The organism is Corallococcus macrosporus DSM 14697 (genome assembly GCF_002305895.1).
Lineage (GTDB): Bacteria > Myxococcota > Myxococcia > Myxococcales > Myxococcaceae > Myxococcus > Myxococcus macrosporus.
This window is the reverse complement of sequence record NZ_CP022203.1, coordinates 5,172,448-5,185,418: the sequence shown is the minus strand read 5'-3', so window position 1 is coordinate 5,185,418 and position 12,971 is coordinate 5,172,448. Positions and strand designations below refer to the sequence as shown.

Here is a 12,971-nt window from a genome sequence, read left to right as displayed (position 1 = left end):
GGCCCACGGCGGCTGGGTGGGCGCTACCGCTGCGCCGTCGGGCTGTGGAACTCGAAGGCGTCGCAGTCCTCGCACGCCTCCGGCTCCGCGGCGCTCACCACGTCGGAGAGGTCGAGCCCCGCGAGCTGCCGGGACTCGCTCGTGCCGGCGCCGGGGTCCTTGGTGAACCAGACGTCGAACACGTAGCGCACCGCCACGGGCCTGCCGTTGAGCAGGGCGGGCTCATAGCGCCAGGTGGAGAGCGTGCGGATGACGCCTTCCTCCAGGCCGCGCAGGCCCTGGAGGGGCTGACAGTCGGTGACGGAGCCCTTCGCGGTGATGATGCAGCGGGCCACCACCGCGCCCTTCGGGAAGCCGCCGAACTGCGACTGGAGCCCGTAGGCGATGTTGGGCAGGTGGATGCGCTCGCCGGAGACGAACCGGGGCGGGGTGATGCCGGGCCGCAGCGCCTTGACGAGGGCCGGCGCCCGCATGGCCTTGAAGGCGGCGACGAACGCGGAGGCGCGCTCCGGAGCGGGCGCGGAGACCACCACCCGGGGCAGCTCGCTGGCGTGCTCGTCGGCGTGCGAGGACGCGGCCTCGGCCAGGGCGTCCTCCAGCTCCCGCGGGGCGGCCGCTCCGGCCACGCCCGTCGCGGCGGGCTCATCGTCGAGCGAGTAGGGCACCCGCGACAGCTCCGTGCGGCCAATCGTCCCCGTGTCCGGGATGAGCAGGGGCGCGGGCGCGGCGGGACGCGGCTTCGGCGCGCGCGCCGGCCGGGGGTCGGCGGGCGCCCTGGGGCGCTCGATGGGCTGCGGCGCCTTCCGGGCCTGGGCGGAGAAGGTCTCCGGGGCCACGAGCAGGTGGTGCATCGGGGCGGCGCTGGCCAGGAGGGCCTGCGAGGCGAGGGGCGCGTCTTCCGCGTGGAGCGGCGGGTTCACCGGCGCGTTCGCGTGAGCGGTCTCCGGGAGCTGCGACGTCCCCAGGGCCACGGCGAGCACCGCGCTGCCCAACCCGCTGGCGAGCCGCCAGGACCGGCGCGGGGTGACGCCCTCGGGCACGGCGAGCAGCCGGCGCACGCGTGTCAGCAGGGCGCCGTCACCCACGCCCAGGGCGGGGTGGGGGGACGGCGCCAGGCGCAGCTCCTCGATGCGGGCCAGGGCGCGCGCGTACAGCACGGCGTCTCCGCAGCACTGGACGGCCAGGTCATCCGCGCAGTGCTCGCGCTCCTCGCGGATGCGCTGGGACAGCCACCAGACGGCGGGGTGGTAGAAGAGCAGGGTCTCCACGAACGACTGGAGCAGGTTGACCAGGTAGTCGTGGCGCCGGATGTGGGCCAGCTCGTGGGCGAGGATGGCCTCCAACTGCGCGGCGGTGAGCCCGGTGATGGCGCCCGCCGGCACGAGGATGAGGGGGCGCCACAGGCCGATGACCATGGGGACGTCGACGCGCGCTGAGGCCAGCAGGCGCACCGGGCGGGACATGCGGACGCGGCCCAGCGCCTGCGCCAGCGCCGCTCGCCACGGCGCCGCCGGGGCCTGCGTGCCGTTCCGGGCCATCCGGTGGGTGACGAGCCAGGCGAGCACGGTCCGGGCGGAGAGCAGCAGCACGCCGCAGCACCACGCCGGCAGCAGCCAGGGGCGGAGCGCCTCCGTCCAGGGGCGGTCCGCCAGGGCCGCGGTCTCCGCGGAGACCGCCGTCAGCACGCTGACGTGGGGCAGGGACTCCAAGGCGCCGGACGACAGGGCGCGGGTGGCCTCCTCCAGCGCGGCGAGGAACGTCACCACCGGCAGCGCGGCCATGGCCACCAGCCCCAGGCACGCGGTGGCGTAGCGCGTCCGCGCGGCGCGCTGCGGCGTCAGGGACAGGAGGCCCGCGACCGCCAGGGCCACCACCGCGCCCTGCCACAGGAAGCCGAGCAGGGCCTGCTCCAGGGCGTGGAGATAACGCGCGTCCATCATTTCCCCCGCTTTTCGTGTGCGTCGAGCAGCCTGCGAATCTCCGCCAGCTCCTCGGCGGAGGCGCGCTTCATGGACAACGCCTGGGCCACCACCGACGTGGCAGACCCCCCGAAGGCCCGGTCCATCAAGTCGCGCAGGAGGTCGCGCTGGGTGCGCGTCTCGCTGATGGCGGCTTCGTAGACGTGGGTCCGCTCGCTCTCGTCCCGCTGGACGATGCCCTTCTCCGTCATGTTCTGGAGGAGCTTGAGCACCGTGGTGTAGCCGGTGTCCTTGTCCTGGGTGCCCCGCATCCGCTCATGCACCTGCCGGACGGTGCTGGGGCCCTGCTTCCAGAGCACACGGAGGATGGCCAGCTCGGCCCGCGTCGGCTGCGGTTGGGCGTGGGTGGTCATGTCGCGGAGTATTACGACGGGCGTCGTAAGAGTCAACGACGCTCGTCGTAGATGTCGGCCTCGGGAAGGCATTGACCTTGCTAAGGCGTGGGCGGCACGTCCTTGAGGGCTCGGAGTTTGTCGGGGCCTCGCAGCATGGATGCCAGTACCTCAAGGGTGAGGGGCATCTTGATGGCGCGCGTTGGGAGCAGCCGCGCCGGTAGAGGACGATAGTCTTCCGCGCCATGGCCATGGATTGTCAGAGGCTCGTCGATCGTAATGCCCTGCTCCCAGATGGTTGCCAGCAAATCCGTAGGGCAGGTGCCTACGCCGTTGTTTGCCTTGAGCGCCAGGTACTCAGCCCGGTACGCATCCTTCGCGATGGGCTCCAGGTACCGGTTGAGCGCTGCTGCTTCCACCAGGCCGATACAGCGGCCGATGGCCGGCTCACACGCGCGCGCCTTCCGGCCGACCTCCGCGGGTGTGGCGATGCTCGAATAGGCCGGAGCGGACTCCAGAAGGGCGGTGAAGCGCTTCAGTTGTTCAGGGCTCATCGGTCGCCAGTCGGGAGGCGGGTTCTCCATCGACGCGTGCAGCTTGCCTTCGAGCTTGAGCAGTTCAATGGCGAACATGCCGCCCACCTGCGTATCCGTGCGGTACGCCAGCCATGCGATTTGGCGGACATCCCGCACGGCTTCGAGCGATGTGCCCTGCTCAATCGCATATCGGAGCCGGAGCTTCGACCAGAGCACCAGGAGCGAGAATTCCAGAAGGGGCGCGGCCGTTATGTAGTAGCGATGGTCCGGCGGGATGGACGCTTGGGGAATGGCGTTCCAGTAATCAAAGGCATGAAGTTGGCGCATCCAACCAAAGTCCAGGCTGGACATGACCAGGTCTGACGTCACCCAGTCATCCGGGCCCAGGGACTTCTGTAACAACAGCAGGTGTCTCGGGAGCCGGAGCGGGGACTCTCCGAGGTCAGGCGGACCGGACGCCACGCGGAGCCAATCATTGAGCAGCGGGCCCGCATCGCCCGCGGCCCGTGGTTCGTGAAACCACGGCTCCTTGCCGAGCAGGGCCTGTTGCTCACAGAAGAAGTCCACCTGCGACGTGACATCATCCCTGAACGCCTGGATGGCGGGGCCATGCTTCCGCTGGGCCCAGAGCTGGAACGCCACCATGGCGAGGACGGCGAGCAGCAGGATGCCGCTCACCCCCAGGACCAGGACACGCAGCAGCACGTTGCCCCGGTGAACCGAGGCGCGCCTCGAAAGCAATCGCATCCGAGGCACGATAGCAGGACGCCGGCCCGCTACGACTCCGCCGCCAGGTCCTCCGCCTCGTCGGCCACGGCCTTCAGGGGCGCGCCGTCCGGCGTGCTGTACTCCTTGAGCCGGTACTGAATCTTCCGCACGCTGATGCCCAGCACCTCGGCGGCGCGGGACGTGGAGCCCTGCACCATCTCCAGCGTGCGCAGGATGGCCTCGCGCTCAATCGCCGCCAGCGTGGCGCCCGGGATGAGCGCGCCCGTGGACGTCCCGTGCGGCCGGGGCCCGCGCAGCACGGGCGGCAGGTCATCCGTGGTCAGCTCCTGCCCCTGCGCCAGCACCACCGCGCGCTCGATGGCGTTCTCCAGCTCGCGGATGTTGCCCGGCCAGTCGTGGGACAGCAGCGCCTGGAGCGTCCCGGGCGCCAAGCCCCGCACCTGCTTGCCATACGAATCGCTGTACTTCTCCAGGAAGTGGTTCACCAGCGCGGGCACGTCGCTCTTGCGGTCCCGCAGCGGCGGCAGCGTGACGCTCACCACGTTGAGCCGGTAGTAGAGGTCCTCGCGGAACCGGCCCGCCTTCACCTCGGCCACCAGGTCCCGGTGCGTGGCCGCGACGATGCGCACGTCCACCTTCAGCGTCTGCGTCCCGCCCACGCGCTCGAACTCGCGCTGCTGGAGGACGCGCAGCAGCTTCACCTGCACGGCGGGGGAGATTTCGCCAATCTCGTCCAGGAACAGCGTGCCGCCATCCGCCAGCTCGAAGCGGCCTTCCTTCCGGGCCAGCGCCCCGGTGAACGAGCCCTTCTCGTGGCCGAACAGCTCGCTCTCCAGCAGGTTCTCCGACAGGGCCGCGCAGTGCACGCGGATGAAGGGCTTGTCCTTGCGTGGCGACTCCTGGTGCAGGGCCTGGGCAATCAACTCCTTGCCCGTGCCGGATTCACCCAGGACGAGCACCGTGGCGCGCGTGCCCGCCGCCCGGCGGATGACATCGTAGAGGCCCTGGAGCTGGGGCGACTCGCCGATGATGTCGTGGAAGCGGCGGACGCGCGAGCGCACCTGGTCCCGCAGCGCCTCGGCCTCCTGCCGCAGGCTGCGCTTCTCCAGCACCTTGCCCAGGGTGACGAGCACCTGGTCCGCGTCCAGCGGCTTGATGAGGAAGTTGTCCGCGCCGGACTTCATGGCCTCCACGGCCGTCTCCACGCTGGCGAACGCCGTCATCATCACGAAGGTGGCGTCGCTGCCCTGCTCGCGCGCCGTCTTCAGCAAGGTGAGGCCGTCCATCTGCGGCATGCGCACGTCGGTGAGCACCACCGCGGGGGAGAACTCGCCGATGCGCGCCAGGGCCTCGGCGCCGTTGGCGGCCTCGGCCACCTCGTAGCCTTCCTCATTCAGGATGGTGGCAATCGCCCGGCGGGCGTTGTCCTCATCGTCGACGACCAGGATTCGCTGTGGGGACATGGGGGAGGTGGGGCCTTTGCTGTCGGGTCAGGATGCGGGGGCTGTCACGGCTGGCACGCCCGGGCCATTGAGGCGAGCGTGCCACGCTTCGACCACCGGTTCGATGCGCGGAGTGATGTGGATGACGGAGCTGGGGAAGCAGTGCGAGGGGAGCTCGGAGAAGATGAGGCGGACGGCTTCCGCGTCGGCCTCGGTGGCCACCGCCACGTGCGGGCGCACGATGAGGTCGGTGAGGTGCGGCGGCCCGTCCGCGCCGCACACGACGCGGGCCACCGCGGAGCTTTGGTAGAAGAGCACGCGCACGTCCGCCTCCCGCGCCTGCTCCAGGAACGCCAGCAGGGTGCGCCCCTCCACCGCGCCCACCAGCAGGGCCTCGGGGGACCAGGGGCCCACCGCCACGCTGTCCTGCCCGCTCAGTGGACGGCCAATGGGCACGGGCGGCGCGCGGTCGCTCGTCAGCACGGCGCCGCGCTCCCCCTGCCAATAGAGGCGCGTTTCGTACTCAGTGATGGTCACGTTCGTCACGGGCTCACCTCCGCCGAAACCAGAGCAGGCAGTGCCCCTTCAACCCGCATGCCGCGCGAGTGCTTCTTCCGGGACGCCGCGTTCGTACCGTGGTGCCGTGCAGGCGGGGAGGGAAACTCATGGCAATCCAAAGAGGCGCAGCACGGCCGGCCCCGAAAGGCTAACCAGCAGACAGCCGCCCAACATCAGGGGAACCCCCAACTTCATCAACTCGGAGGAGGCCAACCCCTCGCCCACCGCCATCGCGTTGGGCGGCGTGCTGATGACGAAGGGCATGCCCAGCGAGCACCCCAACGCCACGAGGACCGGCGTGGACGCGGCCGGATGGAGCTGCGTGGCCAGGGGGATGAGGAGCGCCGCGGTGCCGGTGTTGCTCATCAACGCGGACAGCACCGCCGCCGCGGCCACCAGCGCCCCCAACTGGACCGGCACCGGCCAGCCCTCCAGGTCCGCGCTGGCCAGCGCGCGGGCCACCAGCCCGGAGTGCTCCATCAGCCGGCCCAGGGCGATGCCGCCCGCGATGAGCAGCAGCGTGGCCCAGTCCAGCCGGCCCAGGTCCTCGCGCTTGAGCAGGCCCGCGCCGAAGAGCAGCGCGGTGGCGGCCAGCGCCACCACGGGCGCGGGGACGCCATGCAGCGGCTCCGACAGCCAGGCCACCACGCACGCCGCGCTCACCCAGAGCACGCGGCGCCCGGCGCGCTCCAGGGGGCGCGGCGCCTCGGTGGGCAGTGACAGGCGGCCACTCACGCGGAAGCGCAGCAGCACCAGCCCGAAGCCCACCACCAGCAGGAGCAGTGTGAGCGGCAGGGCGAAGGACAGCCACTTCGCGAAGGTGACCTGCGCGTGCGCGGACGCGGCGGACACCGCGAGCGCGTTGGGGCCGCTGCCCACGGGCGTGGCAATGCCCCCGACGTTGGCGCCCAGGGCCACGCCAAGCAGCAGCGCGGGCCGCAGCGGCGCGCCAGCCGGAGTGGCCTGAAGCACGGGGCGCAGCGCGGCCAGCATCATCGCCGCCGCGGCCACGTTGGACATCCACATGGAGAGGAAGGCCACGCCCGCCATCACCAGCCACACCAGGAGGCGGGCCCGTCCTCCCGATAGCCGCATCACATGCCGCGCCATCGAGGCGTCCAGCCCGTGCCGCATGGCGGCCACCTCCAGCGTGAAGCCGCCCAGGAACAGGATGAGCACCGGGTCCGCGCACCACGCCAGCACCGAGGGCAGGTGATAGGCGCGGTCCAGCGGCCCCAGGAGCACGGGCGTGGCGCCCAGCAGGAGCAGCGTGGGCACGAAGGAGGGCACCACCTCCGTCAACCACAGCACCAGGCACGCGCCGCCAATGAGCACCGTGCGCGTGGCCACCGGGCCCTCGACGCCGACGAGCGCCACCAGCGCCACGCCCGCGAACCCCGCCAGCGCGAGCGCATGCCGTGCGGTGGAGGCTCGCGTGGAAGCACCGAGCGGAGGCTCGGAGCGGGGGACCTCGGCGGAGGCGGGGCCGGCCAGGGGGCGGGGGACATGGGGGCGGGCCGTGGTGCCAGGCGGCGAGGGGCCGGGGCCCCTCACGCACGCGCTGGCGGCGGGGTCAGGCGTTGAACTCGGCCGCCAGCTCCCGGCGGTCCTGCTCGTTGATGAGGTGCTGGGCGTACCGGACCAGGTCCGCCTCGGTGAGGATTCCGTGGAGCGTGCCCGCCGCGTCCACCACGGGCAGGCAGCCATACTTGTGGTCGAGCATCAGCGTCACCGCCCGGCGCAGCGGCGTGTCCGGGCGCACCGTCTGCACGTCGCGCGTCATGATGTCCGCGGCCCACAGCGGCTGCGCGGCCGGGTCGGTGGCGTGGGTGGCGGCGGCGCGCAGCAGGTCGCGGTGGGTGATGAGGCCCACCAGCTTGTCGTGCCGCACCACGGGCAGGTGGCGGATGCGGTGCAGCCGGAGCAGCTCGTCCGCCTTGCCCAGGTTCTGGGTTTCCTTGAGCGTGACGACGTCACGGGTCATCAGCTCTCCGACAATCTGCATGGGCACGTCTCCTGGGTGGCGAAGCGGTTACCTGTCCCTTGGCATTGCATGTCCGGGGCCAACCCGTCTGCCCCAGGGAACGGTGTTTCCCGGCCTCGGGGCGCGCAAGGTTTGCGCGGGCGGCCCCTTCCACGCAGGCATTGCGCGGCCGACAGCCGCTGGCGCTCGCGGGCGCGTTGCTGGCGGCGCGGCTGTGCGCTAGATGCTCACCCAGTCGCTAGGGGTGCCCCGGAAGGGGCTGAGAGGGCCGTAGTGCCGGCCGACCCTTGGAACCTGAACCGGTTAGCACCGGCGGAGGGAAGCGGCCCGGGAGGCTCGCCGCCCTCCGAGCGTCTGCCCGTCCGCCTTCTCTTGAGGAGATGCGTGATGAGCGGAGCGTCCAGAAGCCTGAAGGTCGATGGGAAGGTCTTGGAGGGAATCAGCCGGGGCCCGCTGCCAGCCTCGCGCAAGGTGTACGTGTCCGGCGCGCTGCACCCGGACCTGCGCGTGCCGCTGCGCGAAATCAGCCAGACGCCCACGCGCCACGGCCACGGCCCGGACGCGAAGGTGACGGCCAACCCGCCGGTGCACGTCTACGACTCCAGCGGGCCGTACACCGACCCGTCGGCGCAGCTCGACCTGCGGCAGGGGCTGCCCGCGCCGCGCGAGGCCTGGATCCTGAGCCGCGGCGACACCGAGGCGCTGTCCGGGGTGAGCTCCGAATACGGCCGCGCCCGGGAAGCGGACCCGCGCCTGGCGGGCCTGCGCTTCGGTCACCGCCGCAAGCCGCGCGTGGCGAAGCCGGGCGCCAACGTCACGCAGTTGCACTACGCGCGCAAGGGCATCATCACACCGGAGATGGAGTACGTGGCGCTGCGGGAGAACCTCCAGGTGGAGGCCTCGCTGGCGGCGCAGCACCCGGGCCAGTCATGGGGCGCCGCCATTCCGCGCGTCATCACGCCGGAGTTCGTGCGTGACGAAATCGCCCGAGGCCGCGCCATCATCCCGGCCAACATCAACCACCCGGAGCTGGAGCCGATGATCATCGGCCGCAACTTCCTGGTGAAGATCAACGCGAACATCGGCAACTCGGCCGTCACGTCTTCCATCGAGGAGGAGGTGGAGAAGATGGTGTGGTCCATCCGCTGGGGCGCGGACACGGTGATGGACCTGTCCACCGGGCGGAACATCCACGAGACGCGCGAGTGGATCCTCCGCAACGCGCCGGTGCCCATCGGCACGGTGCCCATCTACCAGGCGCTGGAGAAGGTGGGCGGCAAGGCGGAGGACCTCACCTGGGAGCTCTACCGCGACACGCTCATCGAGCAGTGCGAGCAGGGCGTGGACTACTTCACCATCCACGCGGGCGTGCTGCTGCGCTACGTGCCGTGGACGGCGAAGCGCCTCACCGGCATCGTCAGCCGCGGCGGCTCCATCATGGCCAAGTGGTGCCTGGCCCACCACCGGGAGAACTTCCTCTACACGCACTTCGAGGAGATCTGCGAGATCATGAAGGCGTACGACGTCAGCTTCAGCCTGGGGGACGGGCTGCGGCCGGGCTCCATCGCGGACGCCAACGACGCGGCGCAGTTCGGCGAGCTGGAGACGCTGGGCGAGCTGACGAAGATCGCCTGGAAGCACGACGTGCAGGTGATGATTGAAGGCCCGGGCCACGTGCCCATGCACCTCATCCAGGAGAACATGACGAAGCAGCTCGCCGTGTGCGGCGAGGCGCCCTTCTACACGCTGGGGCCCCTCACGACGGACATCGCGCCGGGCTACGACCACTTCACCAGCGGAATCGGCGCGGCGATGATCGGCTGGTTCGGCACGGCGATGCTCTGCTACGTGACGCCCAAGGAACACCTGGGCCTGCCGGACCGGGACGACGTGAAGGAAGGCGTCATCACCTACAAGATCGCCGCCCACGCCGCCGACCTGGCCAAGGGGCATCCGGGCGCCCAGGCGCGGGACAACGCGCTGTCCAAGGCCCGCTTCGAGTTCCGGTGGGAGGACCAGTTCAACCTCTCCCTGGACCCGGAGCGCGCTCGCGCCTTCCATGACGAGACGCTGCCCGCGGAAGGCGCGAAGGTGGCGCACTTCTGCTCCATGTGCGGTCCCCAGTTCTGCTCCATGAAAATCACGCAAGAGGTCCGTGACTTCGCGGAGAAGCAGGGCGTGAGCGAGGACGCCGCGCTTCAGTCCGCGCTCGAAGAGAAGAGCGAGGAATTCAAGAAGGCGGGAAGCCAGTTGTACCGCTAGGCGGGTGACCCGTCAGATCACCTGTCCTGGACGTGACAATCAGCGCAGGTGCGTGTCATGGTGGATCCCGAAGGGCGCGGTATGCGCGCCCGCGCCATCTCTCGAGGGGATTTCAATGGAGACTCCGCCGCAGGAACAGCTCGGTTCATTCGTCAGTGGCACGCCGATGCCGACCCAGGATGAGAAGACGATGGGTCTGCTCGCGCACATGGGCACCATCCTGGCCAACTTCGTGGGCCTGGGCTTCGCCGTGCCGCTGGTGTTGATGCTGACGAAGGGCAAGGAGTCCTCCTTCGTCCGCGCTCACGCGGTGGAGTCGCTGAACTTCCAGATCACGATGTTCATCGCGGCCTTCGTCAGCGCCATCACGGCGTGCGTCGGCATCGGGCTGGTCCTGCTGCCCATCGTCGGCGTCGTGGCCATCGTCTTCGCCATCATCGCGGGCCTGAAGGCGAACGAGGGGCAGCTCTACAAGTACCCGGTCAACATCCGGCTGGTGAAGTAGGGCATTCCCCAGCCCCTCGGGCTGGGGCCGAGGAGCACCCGGGCGGGCCAGGCGCGAAGGCGCGGGCCCGCCCGTCGTTTCTTCAGCCGCCAATCCCCATCATGGACAGCAGGGTGGCGCCGTTGCCGGGCTCGGTGAAGCGGTGGCCTTCCGGCTTGTCGCCCAGGGCGCGGCGGATGGCCACGGCCAGCTCCACGTCACTGGCGCCGCCGCGGATGAGCTGGTGCAGCGGCGCCTGCGCGCGTCCACCGAGACAGCTCCGCAGGTCTCCATTGGACGCCACGCGCACCCGGTTGCAGCTTCCGCAGAAGTTCTGGGTGAGCGGGGAGATGAAGCCCACGCGGCCCTCGGGCGCGCGCCAGTAGCGGGCCGGCCCGGACGCGTCTCCCGTGTCGTCGGGCTCGGGCGTCAGGGGCAGCCCGGAGGCCTGGAGCCGCTCCACCAGCTCCGCGGTGGGCACCGGGGTGCCCTGGCCGAAGGGCATCAGCTCGATGAAGCGGGGCGTGAAGCCGCGCGCGTGCGCGTAGGCCACCAGGGCCGGCGCCTCCTCGTCATTCACGCCGCGCAGGACGACGACGTTGAGCTTGAGGGACGCGTAGCCGGCGCGGGCCGCCGCGTCGAGGCCGCGCATGACGGCGCCGATGTCGCCCTGCTTGGAGATGCGGCGGAACGTCTCCGCGGAGAGGGTGTCCAGGCTCAGGTTGAGCTGGGTGACGCCGGCCTCGCGCAGCGGCGCGGCGAGCCGCTCCAGGTGGCTGGCGTTGCTGGTGATGGCCAGGTGCTGGATGCCGGGCACGGCCGCGATGCGCCGGGCGATGTCGAGGATGTCCGGGCGGATCAGCGGCTCACCGCCCGTCAGCCGCACGCGGCGGATGCCCATGCGGGCGAAGACGGAGGTGATGCGCTCCAGCTCCTCGGCGCCCAGCAAATCCCGCTTGCCACCCCACGAGGCGGGCGAGCAGTAGCTGCACCGGAAGTTGCACCGGTCGGTGATGCTCAGCCGCAGGTACGTCATCCGCCGCCCCTGCGCGTCCAGCAGGGGCGGCGCCAGCACGGAGGGCGGCGGCTGTGGAGCAGGAGTCGTCACGGCGGGCCTGTCCTCATAACAGCCGCCCTTGGACGGGTCATCTCTTCCCGCCAGGCTCACCCCTTGTTGCCAGCCGCTGAACGAACGACGGCGGGCTTGGCCTCGTCATCGTCGGCGGCGGAGCGGCCGGGCGTGGCGCCGTCCACTTCGTCATCCAGGTCCGTGAGCCGCGCCAGCTCCGCCTCGGCGTCATTCGCGTCCTGCTCGGCCTGCGGGAGCTGGAGCTTCTTCGTCGCCATCTCCTGCTTGATGCGGATCAGCCCCTCCTCGCCAATGTCGAGGAACGCACGCACGACCTCCGGGTCGAACTGCGTGTTGGCGCAGCGCTTGATCTCCTGGATGGCGTTGGTGAACGTCGTGCCCTTGCGGTACGGCCGGTCACTCGTCATGGCGTCCAGCGTGTCCGCCACCGCGAAGATGCGCGCGCCGATGTGGATCTCCTGCCGCTGGAGGTTGCGCGGGTAGCCCGCGCCGTCCCAGCGCTCCTGGTGCGACAGGACGATGGAGGCGGGCGTGTCCAGGAACGGAATGGCCTGGATCATCTGGAAGCCGATGTCCGGGTGCTTGCGCATCTCCAGCCACTCGTCCGGCGTCAGCTTTCCCGGCTTGAGGAGCACCGCGTCCGGCACGCCAATCTTCCCGATGTCGTGCAGCAGCGCGCCGCGTCCAATCTCCTCCAGCTCCTTGCCCTGGATGCCCATGCGGGTGGCGATGGCGGACGTGTAGCTGACCACGCGCTGGGAGTGGTCGCTCGTCTCGTGCTCGCGCGCGTCCAGGGCGGCGACGAGGGCCAGCAGCGTGTTCTGGTACGTGTTGGCGATGTCCCGCAGGGCGCTGCGCAGCTCGGCCGTCCTGTCCCGGACCTTCCGCTCCAGCTTCTTCTGGTAGCGCTTGCGGGCCATCTCGATGCGCCGCTTGGCCAGCGCGCGCTCGATGGCGCGGATGAGGTCGGTGAGCTTGGGGGGCTTGAGCAGGTAGTCCACGGCCCCGCGGCGCAGGCAGTCCACGGCGGACTCGGTGTCGCCGTAGCCGGTGAGCATGATGACGGAGGTGTCGGGGAGCCGCTCGCGCAGGTTCTCCAGGAGCCAGAGGCCGTCCTTGCCCGGCATCTTCATGTCGCTGATGACGAGCGGCGTCTCCTCCTCGCCCGCCAGGTCCAGGGCCATCTCGGCCCCGTTGGCGACGACGCAGTTGTAGCCTTCCTCACGCAGCAGGACGGAGATGACGTCGCGTACGGAGTCGTCATCATCGACGATGAGGATTCGGGGTGGGGCAGGGGGGATGGCTTCCACGGCGAGCGATTCTAGAGGTTTCCGGGTTTCATTGGCCAACGAGTACGGGAATTTAGCACCGGATCAGCTTTCACGGCTGATCGTTCGGAGGGCGTCTTGGGGAGCCGCCCCCTGGAGGTAGGGGGACAGGCGGGCGGGCAGCCCCCCTTTTCCCGCTCGGAGCCCGCGGCGGGACCGCCCGCCCGTTCGCCCGTGCTCCCAGAGAGGGGGAAGGCCCCCGGGGCGCGTGTCGTGACACCTGCGTCCGGAGGGGCCCGTGGCGTCT

11 protein-coding genes and 1 riboswitch are annotated in these 12,971 nt (G+C 70.6%); of the genes, 2 read left to right on the top strand and 9 right to left on the bottom strand.

The window, feature by feature from the left end; genetic code table 11:
- Window positions 1–23: 23 nt before the first annotated feature.
- From MYMAC_RS20970 to MYMAC_RS20940, 7 genes are all read right to left on the bottom strand, one after another.
- Complete coding sequence (locus MYMAC_RS20970; protein ID WP_095959363.1) at window positions 24–1,940, bottom strand: M56 family metallopeptidase; 1,917 nt, start codon at window positions 1,938–1,940, stop codon at window positions 24–26.
- A complete protein-coding gene (locus tag MYMAC_RS20965) occupies window positions 1,937–2,332 on the bottom strand; it encodes a BlaI/MecI/CopY family transcriptional regulator (RefSeq protein ID WP_013940847.1) in 396 nt (131 codons plus the stop codon). Before MYMAC_RS20965 ends, MYMAC_RS20970 begins: the two co-directional genes overlap by 4 nt.
- 80 nt (window positions 2,333–2,412) lie before the next feature.
- On the bottom strand, window positions 2,413–3,552 hold the full coding sequence (locus tag MYMAC_RS20960) for a hypothetical protein (RefSeq protein ID WP_095961643.1): 1,140 nt from the start codon (window positions 3,550–3,552) through the stop codon (window positions 2,413–2,415).
- Between the two features lie 71 nt (window positions 3,553–3,623).
- Window positions 3,624–5,039 (bottom strand): sigma-54-dependent transcriptional regulator, encoded by a 1,416-nt coding sequence (locus MYMAC_RS20955; protein WP_095959362.1) that lies wholly within the window; start codon window positions 5,037–5,039, stop codon window positions 3,624–3,626.
- Between the two features lie 27 nt (window positions 5,040–5,066).
- A complete protein-coding gene (locus MYMAC_RS20950; RefSeq protein WP_095959361.1) occupies window positions 5,067–5,564 on the bottom strand; it encodes an OsmC family protein in 498 nt (165 codons plus the stop codon).
- A 117-nt stretch (window positions 5,565–5,681) separates the two neighbouring features.
- Window positions 5,682–7,130 carry an SLC13 family permease gene (locus MYMAC_RS20945; RefSeq protein WP_095959360.1) on the bottom strand — a complete coding sequence of 483 codons (1,449 nt, stop codon included), beginning with the start codon at window positions 7,128–7,130 and terminating at the stop codon, window positions 5,682–5,684.
- A 19-nt stretch (window positions 7,131–7,149) separates the two neighbouring features.
- Window positions 7,150–7,581: a CBS domain-containing protein gene (locus MYMAC_RS20940; protein ID WP_043711507.1), complete on the bottom strand. Its 432-nt coding sequence runs from the start codon at window positions 7,579–7,581 to the stop codon at window positions 7,150–7,152.
- 209 nt (window positions 7,582–7,790) lie between these two features.
- Window positions 7,791–7,898, top strand: a riboswitch (TPP riboswitch).
- Between the two features lie 49 nt (window positions 7,899–7,947).
- Between MYMAC_RS20940 and thiC the strand changes: the two genes are divergently transcribed.
- A complete protein-coding gene (gene thiC, locus MYMAC_RS20935; protein WP_095959359.1) occupies window positions 7,948–9,822 on the top strand; it encodes a phosphomethylpyrimidine synthase ThiC in 1,875 nt (624 codons plus the stop codon).
- A 115-nt stretch (window positions 9,823–9,937) separates the two neighbouring features.
- Entirely contained in the window at window positions 9,938–10,327 is a 390-nt protein-coding gene (locus tag MYMAC_RS20930; RefSeq protein WP_095959358.1) for a DUF4870 domain-containing protein, read from the top strand.
- A gap of 82 nt (window positions 10,328–10,409) precedes the next feature.
- Here MYMAC_RS20930 and moaA read toward each other — a convergent pair whose 3' ends face one another.
- Entirely contained in the window at window positions 10,410–11,414 is a 1,005-nt protein-coding gene (gene moaA, locus MYMAC_RS20925; RefSeq protein WP_095959357.1) for a GTP 3',8-cyclase MoaA, read from the bottom strand.
- A 56-nt stretch (window positions 11,415–11,470) separates the two neighbouring features.
- On the bottom strand, window positions 11,471–12,706 hold the full coding sequence (locus tag MYMAC_RS20920; protein ID WP_013940838.1) for an HD-GYP domain-containing protein: 1,236 nt from the start codon (window positions 12,704–12,706) through the stop codon (window positions 11,471–11,473).
- Window positions 12,707–12,971 lie beyond the last annotated feature (265 nt).

What these genes read in the sequence shown, in the direction of transcription:
- MYMAC_RS20970 (WP_095959363.1), bottom strand. Translation starts at nt 1,940, where the DNA reads ATGATGGACGCGCGTTATCTCCACGCCCTGGAGCAGGCCCTGCTCGGC.
- MYMAC_RS20965 (WP_013940847.1), bottom strand. Translation starts at nt 2,332, where the DNA reads ATGACCACCCACGCCCAACCGCAGCCGACGCGGGCCGAGCTGGCCATC.
- MYMAC_RS20955 (WP_095959362.1), bottom strand. Translation starts at nt 5,039, where the DNA reads ATGTCCCCACAGCGAATCCTGGTCGTCGACGATGAGGACAACGCCCGC.
- MYMAC_RS20940 (WP_043711507.1), bottom strand. Translation starts at nt 7,581, where the DNA reads ATGCAGATTGTCGGAGAGCTGATGACCCGTGACGTCGTCACGCTCAAG.
- thiC (WP_095959359.1), top strand. Translation starts at nt 7,948, where the DNA reads ATGAGCGGAGCGTCCAGAAGCCTGAAGGTCGATGGGAAGGTCTTGGAG.
- MYMAC_RS20930 (WP_095959358.1), top strand. Translation starts at nt 9,938, where the DNA reads ATGGAGACTCCGCCGCAGGAACAGCTCGGTTCATTCGTCAGTGGCACG.